The sequence below is a fragment of the Marinobacter sp. UBA2688 genome, assembly GCF_002352785.1.
Classification (GTDB): Bacteria; Pseudomonadota; Gammaproteobacteria; order Pseudomonadales; family Oleiphilaceae; genus Marinobacter; species Marinobacter salarius.
This window is the reverse complement of sequence record NZ_DELU01000026.1, coordinates 413,983-428,922: the sequence shown is the minus strand read 5'-3', so window position 1 is coordinate 428,922 and position 14,940 is coordinate 413,983. Positions and strand designations below refer to the sequence as shown.

Below are 14,940 nucleotides of genomic sequence, written 5' to 3'. Positions count from 1 at the left end.
AATCGATCATCCACTCAAAACAACAAACGGTAAGTTGATATGAGCATTGAGATCAAAACCAATTCGGTGGAACCCATCCGCCAGACATACGGGCACATCGCCCGTCGCTTCGGCGACAAGCCGGCCTCCCGCTACCAGGAAGCCAGCTATGACCTGGAAGCCAAAACCAACTTTCACTACCGCCCGCTGTGGGATTCAAAGCACACGCTGAACGACCCCACACGCACGTCGATCCGCATGGAAGACTGGTACGCCGTCACCGATCCCCGCCAGTTCTACTACGGCGCCTATGTTGGTAACCGGGCCAAGATGCAGGAGGCCGCGGAGACCAGCTTCGGGTTCTGCGAAAAGCGCAATCTGCTGACCCGACTTCCCGAAGCCACTCAGAAGCAGATCCTGAGGTTGCTGGTGCCTCTGCGCCACGTGGAGCTGGGTGCCAACATGAACAACAGCAAGATCGCGGGCGATGTTAACGCCACGACGGTCTCGCAGATGCACATATATACCGCCATGGATCGCCTGGGCATTGGCCAGTACCTGTCTCGAATTGCCCTGATGCTGGATGGCAGTACCGGTGCAGCACTGGACGAATCCAAGTGCTACTGGATGGATGACGAGCTGTGGCAGCCAATGCGCAAGCTGGTGGAAGACACCCTGGTGGTGGATGACTGGTTCGAGTTGACGCTGGTCCAGAACGTGCTGGTGGATGGCCTGCTGTTTCCCCTGGTGTACGAGAGGATGGACCAGTGGCTGGGCGAGCAGGATGCCGAAGATGTTTCCATGCTCACCGAATTCATGCGGGACTGGTACAAGGAATCCCTGCGCTGGACCAACGCCATGATCAAGGTTGTGGCAGCGGAAAGCGATGCCAACCGCGAACAGCTCCAGGCCTGGATCGATCAGTGGGAACCTCAGGTGTACAGCGCACTCAAGCCCCTGGCCGAGGCCAGCACCGGCATTGAGGCCCTGGATGAAACCCGGGCTCAACTCTCCACCCGTCTCAAGAAATTCCAGCTGCAGAGCCAGGGAGTATCCGCATGAGCCAGCTCGTATTTATTGCCTTTCAGGACAACGACAACGCCCGCTACCTGGTGGAAGCCATCGCCGAAGACAATCCGGAAGCGGAAGTTCAGCACCAGCCGGCAATGATCCGGATCCAGGCCGAGAAGCGCCTGGTGATCAACCGGGAAACGATGGAAGAGAAGCTCGGTCGCGAATGGGATGTTCAGGAAATGCTCATCGACGTGATCAGTATCGGCGGCAATGTCGACGAAGACGACGACCACTTCATTCTTCAGTGGACCTAATTGGGAGACTTATCATGGCTGTTAAAAACAAGAAGCTGAATCTCAAGGACAAGTACCAGTACCTGACCCGGGACATGGCCTGGGAACCAACCTATCAAAAGAAGAAGGACATTTTCCCGGACGAGGACTTTGAAGGTATCAAGATTACCGATTGGTCCCAATGGGAAGATCCGTTCCGTCTGACCATGGACGCCTACTGGAAGTACCAGGCTGAAAAAGAGAAAAAGCTGTACGCCATTTTCGATGCCTTTGCCCAGAACAACGGCCACCAGAACATCTCGGACGCCCGTTATGTGAATGCGCTGAAACTGTTCCTGACCGGTGTGTCGCCCCTGGAACACGCGGCTTTCCAGGGCTACGCCAAAGTGGGTCGCCAGTTCAGTGGGGCCGGGGCGCGTGTTGCCTGTCAGATGCAGGCGATTGATGAGCTGCGCCACTCCCAGACCCAGCAGCATGCGATGAGCCATTACAACAAGCATTTTAATGGCCTGCACGATGCGGCTTACATGCACGACCGGGTGTGGTTCCTGTCGGTGCCCAAGTCGTTCTTCGATGATGCCCGTTCGGCCGGTCCGTTCGAGTTCCTGACCGCGATCTCGTTCTCCTTCGAGTATGTGCTGACTAACCTTTTGTTCGTGCCGTTCATGTCCGGCGCTGCCTACAACGGCGACATGGCCACCGTCACCTTCGGTTTCTCGGCGCAGTCCGACGAAGCGCGGCACATGACCCTGGGTCTTGAGGTGATCAAGTTCATCCTCGAGCAGCACGAGGACAACGTGCCCATCGTCCAGCGCTGGATCGACAAATGGTTCTGGCGCGGTTTCCGCCTGCTGAGCCTGGTCAGCATGATGATGGACTACATGCTGCCGAACAAGGTCATGTCCTGGTCGGAAGCCTGGGAAGTGTATTACGAGCAAAACGGCGGCGCCCTGTTCAAAGACCTTGAGCGCTACGGCATCCGCCCGCCCAAATATCAGGATGTGGCCAACGATGCCAAGCACCACATCAGCCATCAGCTATGGGGCACGTTCTACCAGTACAGTCAGGCCACCAACTTCCATACCTGGATTCCCGGCAAGGAAGAAATGGACTGGATGTCCGAGAAGTACCCGGAGACTTTCGACAAGTACTACCGCCCGCGCTACGAGCATTGGGCCAAAGAGCATGCTGAAGGCCGCCGCTTCTACAACAACACCCTGCCGCAACTGTGCCAGGTATGCCAGGTGCCGACGCTGTTTACCGAGATGGGCGAGCCCACCAAGCTCAGCCACCGCCAGATGAACTACGAAGGTGAGCGTTACCACTTCTGCTCGGAAGCCTGCTGCGACATCTTCAAGCACGAGCCGGAGAAGTACGTTCAGGCGTGGTTGCCGGTACACCAGATCTACCAGGGCAACTGTGAAGGCGGCGACGTCGAGACGGTGGTTCAGAAGTACTACCACATCAATATTGGCGAGGACAATTTCGAGTATGTCGGCTCGCCGGACCACAAACGCTGGTTGTCCATCAAGGGCAAGTCGTCTGATGACAAGGCTGAAGGGTCCAAGCAGGACGCGGCCTGATACGGAGATTACCCGGTGTCATCTGACGCCGGGTGATTCGCCCGCAAAAAACAACAAGGTGACCACCATGAGTGTTAACGCTTTATACGACTACAAGTTTGAACCACGGGATAAGGTCGAGAACTTCAACGGCATGCAGTTGCTGTATGTGCTCTGGCCGAATCATCTGATGTTCTGTGCTCCGTTTGCCCTGCTGGTGCAACCGGACATGACCTTCGGAGCCATGGTTGAAGAGATCCTGAAACCGGCCACGGCATCCCATCCGGATGCAGCGAACGCTGACTTCCTGGCGGCGCAGTGGCTGCTGAATGATGAACCGTTTACGCCGGATGCAGATGCCAGCCTTATAGACAACGGCATCGATCACAAGAGCATGCTGACGGTAACCACGCCGGGCCTTAACGGCCTTGCCGGCGCCGGATTCTGAGGGTAGCGCTATGAGTCACACCGTTACTATCGAACCCATTGGTGAGCAGATCGAGGTCGAGGATGGCCAGACCATCCTTGCCGCCGCCCTGCGCCAGGGTGTCTGGCTGCCTTTTGCCTGCGGCCATGGCACCTGTGCCACCTGCAAGGTCCAGGTCATCGAGGGCGATGTTGAAATCGGCGATGCCTCGCCGTTTGCCCTGATGGATGTGGAACGGGACGAAGGCAAGGTGCTGGCCTGCTGTGCCACAGTTGAAAGCGACGTCACCATCGAGGCGGATATCGATGTCGACGAAGACTTCGAGGGCTATCCGGTGGAGGACTACACCGCAACCGTCACAGACATCGTCGAGTTGTCTCCAACCATCAAGGGCATCCATCTGAAGCTGGACCGCCAGATGACCTTCCAGGCCGGCCAGTACATCAATATCGAACTGCCCGGTGTGGATGGCGCGAGGGCGTTCTCCCTGGCCAATCCGCCGAGCAAGGCGGGTGAGGTAGAGCTTCATGTGCGACTGGTCGAGGGGGGTGCCGCAACCACCTACATTCACCAGCAACTGAACGTGGGTGAGCAACTGCATCTGTCAGGTCCATACGGCCAGTTCTTCGTGCGCAGTTCGCAGCCCGGCAACCTGATTTTCATTGCCGGCGGCTCCGGTCTCTCCAGCCCGCAATCCATGATCATTGACCTGCTGGAGCAGGGCGACGACCGCCAGATCACCCTGTTCCAGGGCGCCCGTAACCTTGCCGAGCTCTACAACCGCGAGCTGTTCGAAGGCCTGGCCCGGGACAACGACAACTTCACCTACGTACCGGCGCTGAGCCAGGCGGACGAAGACGGTGAGTGGTCTGGATTCAGGGGCTATGTACACGATGCGGCCAGGGAACACTTCGGTGGTCGTTTTGCCGAGCACAAGGCCTATCTGTGCGGGCCGCCGCCGATGATCGATGCCGCGATTACCGCATTGATGCAGGGCCGGTTGTTTGAGCGGGACATCTTCATGGAGAAGTTCCTGACAGCGGCAGACGGCGCGGAAGAAACCCAGCGCTCGGCCCTGTTCAAGAAGATCTGACCGGAGGTGAAGCATGGCTCAGGTCTATCGGATTACCGAGCAGTGCAGCGGCAAGTCCTTTGAGTGCGAGGCAGGCCAGAGTGTGCTCAAGGCCATGGAACAACGGGGCATGAAGTGCGTGCCCGTGGGCTGCCGGGGCGGTGGCTGTGGCTACTGCAAGATCCAGGTTCTGGCAGGAGAGTTCGAGTGCGGAAAGATGAGCAAGGTCCATGTTCCGCCGGAAGCCCTGAAAAAAAGGGAGGTCCTGGCCTGCCGGGTGTATCCCCTGACTGATTTGACCATCGAGTGCCGGCCGCCATCGCAGCCCGGTCTCGCAAGCAAGCAGACAAAAACAACAGCGTTGAGGTAACTGTCATGAAAAAAGGTGTAATGCGTCCCGGCCACGTCCAGATCCGTGTTCTCGATATGGATGAAGCCGTCAAACACTACACGGACCTGATGGGTCTTATCGAAACCGACCGCGACGACCAGGGCCGTGTGTATCTCAAAGCCTGGACCGAAGTGGACAAGTTTTCCGTGGTACTTCGCGAGGCGGACGAGCCTGGCTGTGACTTTATGGGCTTTAAGGTTGTGGACGAAGCCGCTCTGGTTCAATTGGAGAAAGACCTGGTGGACTTCGGCGTTGATGTTGAGCAGGTTCCCGAAGGTGATCTGAAAGACTGTGGCCGCCGGGTTCGTTTTACCGTGCCTTCCGGTCACGCCTTCGAACTCTATGCCGACAAGCTCTACACCGGCAAATGGGGCATCAATAACGTTAACCCTGAAGCATGGCCCCGTGGCCTGGACGGTATGAAGGCCGTTCGGTTTGATCACTGTCTGTTTTACGGGCCTGAACTGGCGGCGGTGTACGACATCTTCGTGAACGTGCTCGGGTTCCATCTCGCAGAGCAGGTTCTGGATGGCGACGGCACTCGTATTGCCCAGTTCCTGACCGTGTCCATGAAGGAGCACGACATTGCCTTCATTCACCACGAGGAGAAGGGCAAGTTCCACCACGCCTCTTTCTTCCTGGAGACTTGGGAAGACGTACTGCGCGCCGCGGACCTGATCTCCATGACTGATACCTCCATCGATATCGGCCCGACTCGTCACGGCCTGACCCACGGCAAGACTATCTACTTCTTCGACCCGTCCGGTAACCGTAATGAGGTGTTCTGTGGTGGTGACTACATCTACCCGGATCACAAACCGGTGACTTGGCAGGCCGAGCAGTTGGGTAAGGCCATCTTCTACCACGACCGGGTACTGAACGAACGGTTCCTGACGGTTCTGACCTGATTGATATCCGACTCAACAGGGCTAATTTAACAGGATAGGCAGCAATGAAAGACATCAAGCACTACATCAATGGGCAGTATGTTGGCTCGGCCAGCGGCAAGTTGTTCGACAACGTCAACCCGGCCAACGGCAAGGTGATCAGCAAAGTTCACGAAGCCGGACGTGACGAGGTGGACGCCGCAGTCAAAGCCGCGAAAGCGGCCCTGCGCGGCCCCTGGGGCAAGATGACACTGGAGGAACGCACCGGCATCCTGCACAAGGTGGCTGACGGCATCAACGCACGGTTTGACGAGTTCCTGGAAGCGGAATGCCTGGATACCGGCAAGCCCAAATCCCTGGCGAGCCACATCGACATTCCCCGGGGCGCGGCCAACTTCAAGGTGTTCGCGGACATGATCAAGAACGTGCCCACGGAATCCTTCGAAATGCCCACGCCGGACGGTACCGGCGCGCTGAACTACGCCGTACGCCGCCCCAAGGGCGTGATCGGGGTGATCAGCCCGTGGAACCTGCCATTGCTGCTGATGACCTGGAAAGTCGGGCCTGCTCTGGCCTGTGGCAACACCGTGGTGGTCAAACCCTCCGAGGAAACCCCCACCACCACCGCCCTGCTGGGCGAAGTGATGAAAGACGCCGGCGTACCGGACGGGGTGTTCAACGTGGTTCACGGCTTCGGTGGGGATTCAGCCGGCGCTTTCCTCACCGAGCATCCGCTAGTGGATGGTTTCACCTTTACCGGCGAAACCGGCACCGGCGAAGTCATCATGAAGGCAGCCGCGAAGGGCATCCGGGATATCTCCCTGGAGCTGGGTGGCAAGAACGCCGGCCTGGTGTTCGCCGACTGCGACATGGACAAGGCCATCGAGGGCACCATGCGCTCAGCCTTCGCCAACTGTGGCCAGGTTTGCCTTGGCACTGAGCGGGTTTATGTAGAACGTTCCATCTTCGACGAGTTCGTTGGCCGACTGAAAGAAGCCGCGGAAGGCATGAAGATTGGTCCGCCGGATGATGCCGAGGCGGATATGGGTCCGCTGGTCAGCCTCAAACACCGGGAGAAGGTTCTGTCCTATTACCAGAAAGCCGTTGATGACGGTGCCACGGTGGTGACCGGTGGTGGTGTTCCCGATATGCCGGCCGAGCTGGCCGGTGGTGCCTGGGTTCAGCCCACCATCTGGACCGGATTGCCGGAAAGTTCGACGGTGATTACCGATGAAATCTTCGGCCCCTGTGTCCACCTGTGCCCATTCGACACCGAAGAGGAAGCCATCGAACTGGCCAACAGCCTTCCCTACGGACTGGCATCAGCAATCTGGAGCGAGAACATTACCCGCGCCCACCGGGTCGCGGGCCAGATCGAAGCTGGCATCATCTGGGTCAACAGCTGGTTCCTGCGGGATCTGCGCACACCCTTCGGTGGCAGCAAACAGTCCGGCATTGGCCGCGAGGGTGGTGTGCACTCCCTGGAGTTCTACACCGAGATGAAAAACATCTGTGTGAAATTGTGAGCTAACCATGACTGCACCTGAAAACAGCCCGGAAATCGGGCGTGAGATATCCGCCGCCGGCTACCGCACCAACGTCCATGACCATGGCAAGGGCGGTGTTCCTGTCATGATGATCCACGGCTCCGGCCCCGGCGTCACCGCCTGGGCCAACTGGCGCCTGGTGATTCCGGAGCTGGCGAAGAATCGCCGTGTGGTGGCGCCGGATATGCTCGGCTTCGGGTATACCCAACGCCCGGAAGACAACACCTACAACCGGGAGCGCTGGGTGGCCCATGCCATCGGCGTTATGGATGCACTGGATCTGCAACAGGTGGATCTGGTCGGCAACTCCTTCGGTGGCGGCCTGGCGCTGGCGCTGGCGATCGAGTACCCGGAGCGGGTTCGTCGTCTGGTGCTGATGGGCTCCGCCGGCGTCAGCTTTCCGATCACCGAGGGCCTGGATGACGTCTGGGGCTACCAGCCTTCCCTTGAAAACATGCGTCGCCTGATGGATGTGTTTGCCTTCAACAAAGGCCTGCTCACCGACGAACTGGCGGAGATGCGCTATCAGGCCAGTATCCGCCCCGGTTTCCAGGAATCCTTTGCCGCCATGTTCCCGGCACCGCGTCAGCGTTGGGTCGACAACCTGGCCAGCGAGGAGAAGGACATCCGGGCGCTGCCCCACGAAACCCTGGTTCTTCATGGCCGCGAAGATGAGGTGATACCGCTGGCCGCCTCACTGAAACTGGCTGAACTGATCGACCGAGCCCAGTTGCATGTATTCGGGCGTTGCGGCCACTGGACCCAGATTGAACATGCCAACCGGTTTGCCCGGCTGGTGAACGATTTCCTGACCGAGGCCGATCAAGTGGCTTCAGGAGCAGAGTAATGGAACAGACACGCATCCAGGCCTTCGGTGACGAGCTTTACCAGGCCATGCTGAACCGGGAGGCGGTCGCACCGCTGACCGACCGTGGCGAAGACATCACCATCAACGACGCCTACCACATTTCCCTGCGCATGCTGGAACGCCGGCTGGCGGATGGCGCCTCCGTCATCGGCAAGAAGATCGGTGTCACCAGCAAGGCGGTGCAGAACATGCTGAACGTGCACCAGCCGGATTTCGGGTACCTGACCGACGACATGGTGTTCAACAGCGGTGAAGTCATGCCCATCAGTGACCGGCTGATTGCGCCCCGCGCCGAGGGCGAAATTGCCTTCATCCTGAAGAAAGACCTGAGCGGCCCCGGGGTAACCAATGCCGATGTGCTGGCCGCCACCGAGTGTGTGATGCCTTGCTTCGAGATCGTCGATTCCCGCATCCAGGACTGGAAGATCGCCATCCAGGACACGGTGGCGGATAACGCCTCCTGTGGCCTGTTTGTGTTGGGCGATCAGGCGGTTTCTCCCCGCAAGGTCGATCTCGTGACCTGCGGCATGGTGGTGGAAAAGAACGGCAGTGTGCTGAGCGCCGGGGCCGGTGCCGCGGCCCTGGGTTCCCCAGTGAACTGCGTGACCTGGCTGGCTAACACCCTGGGCGAGTTCGGCATCACCCTGAAAGCCGGTGAAGTCATCCTGTCCGGTTCCCTGGTTCCGCTGGAGCCGGTCAAGGCCGGTGATTACATGCGTGTGGATATCGGTGGTATCGGCAGTGCTTCCGTGCGCTTCGCCTGACCCGGATTGAAGAGGACAACATCATGAGCAACAAAATCAAAGCGGCGATCATCGGCTCGGGCAATATCGGCACCGACCTGATGATCAAGATCCTGCGCACCGCCGAGCACATCGAGATGGGGGTGATGGTCGGGATTGACCCCGAGTCCGATGGTCTGGCCCGTGCCAAACGTATGGGCGTGGCCACCACCGCCGAGGGTGTGGAAGGGCTGGTGAAGATGCCCGAGTTCGCCGACATCGGCATTGTGTTTGATGCCACGTCGGCCGGCGCCCACGTTCACAATGACAAACTGCTGCGGGAACACAAACCCGACATCCGCGTGGTCGACCTGACTCCGGCGGCCATCGGCCCCTACTGCGTGCCCGTGGTTAATTTGGAGGAACATCTGGCCGAGGGCAACGTCAACATGGTCACCTGCGGTGGCCAGGCCACCATTCCCATGGTCGCGGCGGTGTCCCGAGTCGCCAAGGCTCATTACGCGGAAATCGTGGCATCCATTTCCAGTAAATCCGCCGGCCCCGGTACCCGCGCCAACATCGATGAGTTTACGGAGACCACCTCCAAGGCCATCGAAGTGGTCGGTGGTGCCGGCAAGGGCAAGGCCATCATTATCCTCAACCCGGCCGAACCACCCCTGCTGATGCGGGACACGGTGTACGTGCTTTCGGATGCCGCCGACAAAGCCGAAGTGGAAGCCTCCGTCGAGGAGATGGTGAAGGCGGTGAACCGCTATGTGCCCGGCTATCGCCTCAAGCAGAAAGTGCAGTTTGATGTGATTCCTGAAGACCAGCCCATGAACGTCCCGGGCCTGGGTAAGTTCAGCGGCCTGAAGACCTCCATCTTCCTGGAAGTGGAGGGTGCTGCCCATTACCTGCCGGCCTACGCGGGCAACCTGGACATCATGACCTCCGCGGCTCTTGGTACTGCCGAGCGCATCGCCGAATCGCTGGTCAAGTGAGGAGACTGAACCATGACTTATAACCCCGGCAAGAAACTCTACATCTCCGACGTGACCCTGCGGGACGGCAGCCACGCCATTCGTCACCAGTACTCCATCAAGAACGTGCAGGACATTGCACGGGCCCTGGACAAGGCAAAAGTCGACAGTATTGAAGTAGCCCACGGCGACGGCCTGCAGGGCTCCAGCTTCAACTACGGCTTCGGCGCCCACACGGACCTGGAGTGGATCGAAGCGGTGGCGGACGTAGTCACCCACTCGAAAATCGCCACCCTGCTGCTGCCCGGCATCGGCACCGTCCACGACCTGGACAATGCCTACAGCGCCGGCGCAAGAATCGTCAGAGTGGCCACCCACTGCACCGAAGCGGATGTGTCGAAGCAGCATATCGAGCACGCCCGCAAACTGGGCATGGACACCGTCGGCTTCCTGATGATGAGCCACATGCAGACCCCGCAAGGGTTGGCGGAACAGGCCAAGCTGATGGAAGACTACGGGGCTACCTGCCTCTATGTCGTCGACTCCGGCGGCGCCATGAACATGAACGACATCCGCGACCGCTTCCGGGCGCTGAAAGACGTCCTGAAGCCCGAAACCCAGACGGGCATCCACGCCCACCATAACCTCGCGCTGGGCGTGGCCAACTCCATCGTGGCTGTCGAGGAAGGCTGTGACCGTGTCGATGCCAGCCTCGCCGGCATGGGCGCTGGTGCGGGTAACGCCCCGCTGGAAGTGTGCATTGCCGCCTTCGACAAGATGGGTTGGGAGCACGGTACCGATGTGTACGCACTGATGGATGCCGCTGATGACATTGTGCGGCCGCTGCAGGACCGCCCGGTTCGGGTGGACCGTGAAACCCTGGCGCTTGGCTACGCCGGAGTCTATTCCAGCTTCCTGCGCCACTCGGAGGTAGCAGCGCAGAAGTATGGCCTGAAGACTGTGGATATTCTCGTTGAACTGGGCAAACGCCGGATGGTGGGTGGCCAGGAAGACATGATTGTGGATGTGGCGCTGGATCTGCTGGCGGCGCAAAAGGAGCAGAACGCATGAGCAAGACACTGAGCCGTGAACAGGTGCTGGCCCTGGCCGAACACGTGGAAAACGCCGAGTTGCAGGCCCACGACATCACCAAGGTCACCAATGACTACCCGGACATGACCTTCGAGGATGCCTACGACGTGCAGTGGGAAATACGCCGCCGCAAGGAAGAGCGTGGCAACAAGATCGTTGGCATGAAAATGGGCCTCACCTCCTGGGCAAAGATGGCCCAGATGGGTGTGGAGACTCCGATCTATGGCTTCCTGGCAGACTATTTCAGTGTGCCGGACGGCGGCGTGGTCAACACCCAGGAATTGATCCATCCGAAAATCGAAGCCGAGATTGCCTTCGTCACCAAGGCACCCCTGAAAGGCCCCGGCTGCCATATCGGCCAAGTGCTGGCGGCGACGGACTTTGTGATTCCCGCCGTGGAAGTTATTGACTCCCGCTATGAGAACTTCAAGTTCGACCTGGTGAGTGTCGTGGCGGATAACGCCTCATCAACCCGGTTTATCACCGGCGGCCAGATGGCCGATGTGGCGGATGTGGATTTGAAAACCCTGGGCGTGGTGGTCGAGAAGAACGGTGAAGTTGTCGATGTAGGCGCGGGTGCCGCCGTGCTCGGCCATCCGGCCTCCAGCGTGGCGATGCTGGCGAATCTGCTGGCAGAGCGGGGTGAGCACATTCCCGCGGGCACCTTCATCATGACCGGTGGCATAACCGCCGCCATCACGGTGGAGCCTGGGGATAATATCACCGTGCGTTATCAGGGGCTGGGGACCGTAACCGGAAGGTTTATCTAAGCCTCAAAGGCACTGCCAACGGAGCAGGGAATTATGAGCGATACCATTGATCTACGTTTATATTTCAACTTTCGCAGCCCGTACTGCTATCTGGCCAGCGAGCGTATGTTCGAGCTGTTTGACCAGTACCAAGTCAATCTGCTCTGGAGGCCTCTGGGAGGATGGCACGGTCGCTCGGATCCGGACCGGGCAAAGGTCAAGATGCCTATCGCCAGGCAGGACGTGGCACGCTGGGCACGTCGGTTTGGCATGCCTCTGACCCCACCTCCGAAGAGTACGGATCCTACCCGTGCCGGGGCTGGTTCACTGTTGGCAGAGAAGGAAGGACTGCTCAAACCCTATGTGGTGGCAGTGATGCGCGCCGAATGGGCGGACGGCCTGGACATAGGGGATGCAGCGGTCCTGTCCTCAGTTGCCGAAAGCGTTGGACTAGACAGGGAGGCGTTCGCCAGGGCGGTCGATGATCCCGAACTCCATACCCAACTTGACCGGAACTGGCAGGAAGCACAGGAAAAAGGTGCCCTGGGTGTTCCCACGTTTGTTATCGGCGACCAGATTTTCTGGGGTCAGGACAGGCTGGATTTTGTGGGGGAGCACCTGAGGGATTTGGGAGCGGCACGCCAATGAGCAGGATACGACTGATTGATAAGCCCGAATGCCCGTTTTGCTGGCGAGTCCGGATTGCCGCGGCTTTGCAAGGGCGGGCGATGCACAGCATGGACAGGTCAGACCCGGATGTTCTCGTCGAGTGGCAGCGGTTATCGCCGAGTCAAACGGTGCCAGTGATGATTGAGGATGACCTGGTACTGACCGACTCCGGCCCGATGCTTGAGTACCTGGCCGAAACTGGCTCGGCTTTGCTCCCGGATTTTCCACGCCGAAGGGCGGAAGCACGAAGCTGGATTGTGTATGGGGATAATGTTCTGGGGCGATCCCTGCGGGAAGTGGTTTTTGAGAAACGCGATAAACCGGAGAGCGAATGGGACCAAGGCAGGATTCGCAGGGGTACACGCGGATTCCTGAGTGGGCTGCCCGCACTGGAGATGGCGCTGCGAGACGAAAACTTCCTTCTCGGAAACTGGCCAACCTTGGCCGAGTGCGCCCTGTTCCCAAGGTTTGCCCTGGCTCTGCTCTATGGCGTGGATATCCCTGCTGATTTTCCTCGAACTCGCCAATGGTTTGGTCGCCAGGCCATCCACCCGGCTTTCTTGTCCTCGAGCCCTGAGCGGGTCAGGAACATTCTTGTTGATTTTGCGTGAGGAACCATAATGCCGATAGCCCAATTGTATATCCTTGAAGGTCGCACGGACGAACAGAAAGAGCGCCTTATTCGTGAGGTGTCGGAAGCCATGTCACGCTCAATTGATTCACCGATTGAACGCGTACGGGTGATCATTACCGAAATGCCTAAAAGCCATTTTGGGATAGCCGGTGAGCCGGCCAGCAAAGTACGGCCCTAGCGCTGTCCTCGAACCAACGCCTATTGCCGGTGAGTAACATGACCAAGCTGCCCGTGCTGTACTTGTCCTGTGAAACAGAAGCGCTGACAGGCCCCAAAGGGCAGGCCAGCCTGCGCCGCCTGATACGGCCCGATCTCGTAGTTGTCAACGTGGCATTTATTACCTCGAAAAAAGGGGGCGCACAGCCGGAAATCTTTCACCAGTGTGGTGAGGGGATTCTTGCCAGACGCCTGCAATCCGGAATGGCGGAACGGGGGTTTGATGTCGCCGTTAGCGGGTCTCGGGAACAGGGTTTGAAGGAACTGGCTGAAAGCATGACGCATCTTGCGCCTGAGGAGGTGATTGAACTGCGGCTCAACACCGGTATGACCAGTGAACACTACAGGGATATTGGTCATTGCCTGGAAGCCTTGAGAGACCAGGGTGTGTTGCTGATATGCCTGGACCGGCTGGAAAACGTCGGCAATAACGAGGATCATCCTCAGCCACATGACAGTTATCTCCGTAATCTGATTCGTCAGTGGGAAGATGAGCACAGATGGGTAAAAGCCATGTCGAAATCTGACCTGCGCGCCTCTCATTCTACTCCGGGGGCCGAAGCCCCCGTTGCCGACCCAACGTTATGTGTGCTCAATACCGCCTTCAGTCTAGGTGGAATGCAGGCACCTCAGCGCCTGTTTGGCTTCTCTCTGAATGAGAATAGCCAGTCCCTCGCAGGTTATGGATGGATGCAATAATCTGTCGAAAACGCAGAGGATTCCGTGAATGCTGAAACTACTGATGGTTGGGGCCGGTGGTATTGGAAGCTACTACGCAGCAAGGCTTCTGGAGTCGGGGCACCGGGTGGTGCTCACTGCTCGCGGAGCCCATCTGGATGCCCTTGTCAGCAACGGCCTGAAGGTCCACTACGGGGGGAGGGAACTGATTCATCGTCCAGAGGCCTTCAGCCACCAGCAATTGGTCGCCCGATTCCATCCTGACGACTTTGACGTCATTGTCATTGCCCTGAAGTCGACAGCCACCGAGTCGGTCGTGGATGAGCTCGGAGCCTGGCTGAGGCAGGGCCGGGTTCCTGTATTGTCCCTCCAGAATGGTGTTGATAATGAGCCATTGCTGGCAGAAGCCATCGGGGCCGAGCGGATCATCGGCGGGCTTGCGGTGCGGATCGGCGGGCATATTGTGCGGCCAGGTGTTGTCGAAGCAGAGGGCGTTGCTGAGATCGTGATGGGCGAATGGCCTGCGGCGCGTAAGCCCGGCAGCGCGCGCTCGTTGCTGCTGGAGAAACTCGCGGCGGCATTCGACGGCTCGGGTATTCCCACCACGCTTTCCGACAACGTTCGCTACGAGCTATGGCGTAAGCTGGTGATCAACAATGGTGTAAATCCCCTCTCGGCACTGACAGGATTGGATACCCGCAGCCTGACTCATCGTCCCGAGTTCAGCAGGATTGTGTATGGCATGATGGCGGAAACCGTTGAGGCATCAAGGGCCGATGATGTAAACCTCACGAAGGAAGATCTCCACGAAATGTTCGAGTTGATCAGTTCCTTCAATGCAATCAAAACGTCCATGCTGATAGACAGGGAGAAGGGGCGCCCCCTTGAACTGGACAGTATTGCGGGCGCTGTACTTAAACGTTGCGCCAATCTTGGCATCGATGCTCCATACACGTCGACCATCGCCACTTTGTTGAAGCAACAGGCCTCCTGACTTCCCGCTGTGAGTTGGTGCTCTTGCCGCTCTCGTATACCCAGTTATTTCTCATGCTCGCGTTCTTCTTTGATGACCTAACGCATGCTGTTTCGGTGGTGTCTTTGTTGGTTGTTGATTGATCACCTGAATTTATATAAAGTGAACTCATTAACAATAAGTAAAT

General features: G+C 58.5%; 18 protein-coding genes. All 18 read left to right on the top strand.

Annotated features, from left to right (window positions below):
- Window positions 1–39: 39 nt before the first annotated feature.
- The 18 genes from B3M52_RS17415 to B3M52_RS17330 all read left to right on the top strand — a co-directional run bounded on the left by B3M52_RS17415 (window position 40) and on the right by B3M52_RS17330 (window position 14,774).
- Entirely contained in the window at window positions 40–1,041 is a 1,002-nt protein-coding gene (locus tag B3M52_RS17415; protein WP_041333558.1) for an aromatic/alkene monooxygenase hydroxylase subunit beta, read from the top strand.
- Window positions 1,038–1,307 (top strand): MmoB/DmpM family protein, encoded by a 270-nt coding sequence (locus B3M52_RS17410; RefSeq protein WP_041333559.1) that lies wholly within the window; start codon window positions 1,038–1,040, stop codon window positions 1,305–1,307. Before B3M52_RS17415 ends, B3M52_RS17410 begins: the two co-directional genes overlap by 4 nt.
- A 14-nt stretch (window positions 1,308–1,321) precedes the next feature.
- Window positions 1,322–2,869: an aromatic/alkene/methane monooxygenase hydroxylase/oxygenase subunit alpha gene (locus tag B3M52_RS17405; protein ID WP_075195488.1), complete on the top strand. Its 1,548-nt coding sequence runs from the start codon at window positions 1,322–1,324 to the stop codon at window positions 2,867–2,869.
- 67 nt (window positions 2,870–2,936) lie between these two features.
- Complete coding sequence (locus B3M52_RS17400; RefSeq protein ID WP_041336570.1) at window positions 2,937–3,296, top strand: phenol hydroxylase subunit P4; 360 nt, start codon at window positions 2,937–2,939, stop codon at window positions 3,294–3,296.
- 10 nt (window positions 3,297–3,306) lie between these two features.
- Window positions 3,307–4,368 (top strand): NADH:ubiquinone reductase (Na(+)-transporting) subunit F, encoded by a 1,062-nt coding sequence (locus B3M52_RS17395; protein ID WP_041333561.1) that lies wholly within the window; start codon window positions 3,307–3,309, stop codon window positions 4,366–4,368.
- A 13-nt stretch (window positions 4,369–4,381) separates the two neighbouring features.
- The gene (locus tag B3M52_RS17390) at window positions 4,382–4,717 is read left to right on the top strand and encodes a 2Fe-2S iron-sulfur cluster-binding protein (protein WP_041333564.1); all 336 of its coding nucleotides are present in this window, start codon (window positions 4,382–4,384) and stop codon (window positions 4,715–4,717) included.
- A 5-nt stretch (window positions 4,718–4,722) separates the two neighbouring features.
- Window positions 4,723–5,646, top strand: coding sequence for a catechol 2,3-dioxygenase (locus B3M52_RS17385; protein ID WP_075195487.1), 924 nt, complete (start codon window positions 4,723–4,725; stop codon window positions 5,644–5,646).
- A 44-nt stretch (window positions 5,647–5,690) separates the two neighbouring features.
- A complete protein-coding gene (locus B3M52_RS17380) occupies window positions 5,691–7,151 on the top strand; it encodes a 2-hydroxymuconic semialdehyde dehydrogenase (protein ID WP_041333567.1) in 1,461 nt (486 codons plus the stop codon).
- A 7-nt stretch (window positions 7,152–7,158) separates the two neighbouring features.
- On the top strand, window positions 7,159–8,019 hold the full coding sequence (locus tag B3M52_RS17375) for an alpha/beta fold hydrolase (protein WP_041333570.1): 861 nt from the start codon (window positions 7,159–7,161) through the stop codon (window positions 8,017–8,019).
- The gene (gene dmpE / locus B3M52_RS17370; RefSeq protein ID WP_075195486.1) at window positions 8,019–8,804 is read left to right on the top strand and encodes a 2-oxopent-4-enoate hydratase; all 786 of its coding nucleotides are present in this window, start codon (window positions 8,019–8,021) and stop codon (window positions 8,802–8,804) included. The genes B3M52_RS17375 and dmpE overlap by 1 nt, the downstream gene beginning before the upstream one ends.
- 23 nt (window positions 8,805–8,827) lie before the next feature.
- Window positions 8,828–9,763: an acetaldehyde dehydrogenase (acetylating) gene (locus tag B3M52_RS17365; protein ID WP_041333571.1), complete on the top strand. Its 936-nt coding sequence runs from the start codon at window positions 8,828–8,830 to the stop codon at window positions 9,761–9,763.
- A gap of 12 nt (window positions 9,764–9,775) precedes the next feature.
- Window positions 9,776–10,813 (top strand): 4-hydroxy-2-oxovalerate aldolase, encoded by a 1,038-nt coding sequence (dmpG, locus tag B3M52_RS17360; protein ID WP_075195485.1) that lies wholly within the window; start codon window positions 9,776–9,778, stop codon window positions 10,811–10,813.
- A complete protein-coding gene (gene dmpH / locus B3M52_RS17355; protein WP_075195484.1) occupies window positions 10,810–11,604 on the top strand; it encodes a 2-oxo-3-hexenedioate decarboxylase in 795 nt (264 codons plus the stop codon). Before dmpG ends, dmpH begins: the two co-directional genes overlap by 4 nt.
- Window positions 11,605–11,637: 33 nt before the next feature.
- On the top strand, window positions 11,638–12,231 hold the full coding sequence (locus tag B3M52_RS17350; RefSeq protein ID WP_075195483.1) for a 2-hydroxychromene-2-carboxylate isomerase: 594 nt from the start codon (window positions 11,638–11,640) through the stop codon (window positions 12,229–12,231).
- A complete protein-coding gene (locus B3M52_RS17345; RefSeq protein ID WP_075195482.1) occupies window positions 12,228–12,863 on the top strand; it encodes a glutathione S-transferase family protein in 636 nt (211 codons plus the stop codon). Before B3M52_RS17350 ends, B3M52_RS17345 begins: the two co-directional genes overlap by 4 nt.
- A gap of 9 nt (window positions 12,864–12,872) precedes the next feature.
- Window positions 12,873–13,064: a 2-hydroxymuconate tautomerase gene (locus B3M52_RS17340; RefSeq protein ID WP_007152856.1), complete on the top strand. Its 192-nt coding sequence runs from the start codon at window positions 12,873–12,875 to the stop codon at window positions 13,062–13,064.
- Between the two features lie 38 nt (window positions 13,065–13,102).
- On the top strand, window positions 13,103–13,801 hold the full coding sequence (locus B3M52_RS17335) for a hypothetical protein (RefSeq protein ID WP_041333577.1): 699 nt from the start codon (window positions 13,103–13,105) through the stop codon (window positions 13,799–13,801).
- A 28-nt stretch (window positions 13,802–13,829) separates the two neighbouring features.
- Window positions 13,830–14,774 carry a ketopantoate reductase family protein gene (locus B3M52_RS17330; RefSeq protein ID WP_036202345.1) on the top strand — a complete coding sequence of 315 codons (945 nt, stop codon included), beginning with the start codon at window positions 13,830–13,832 and terminating at the stop codon, window positions 14,772–14,774.
- Window positions 14,775–14,940: the final 166 nt, after the last annotated feature.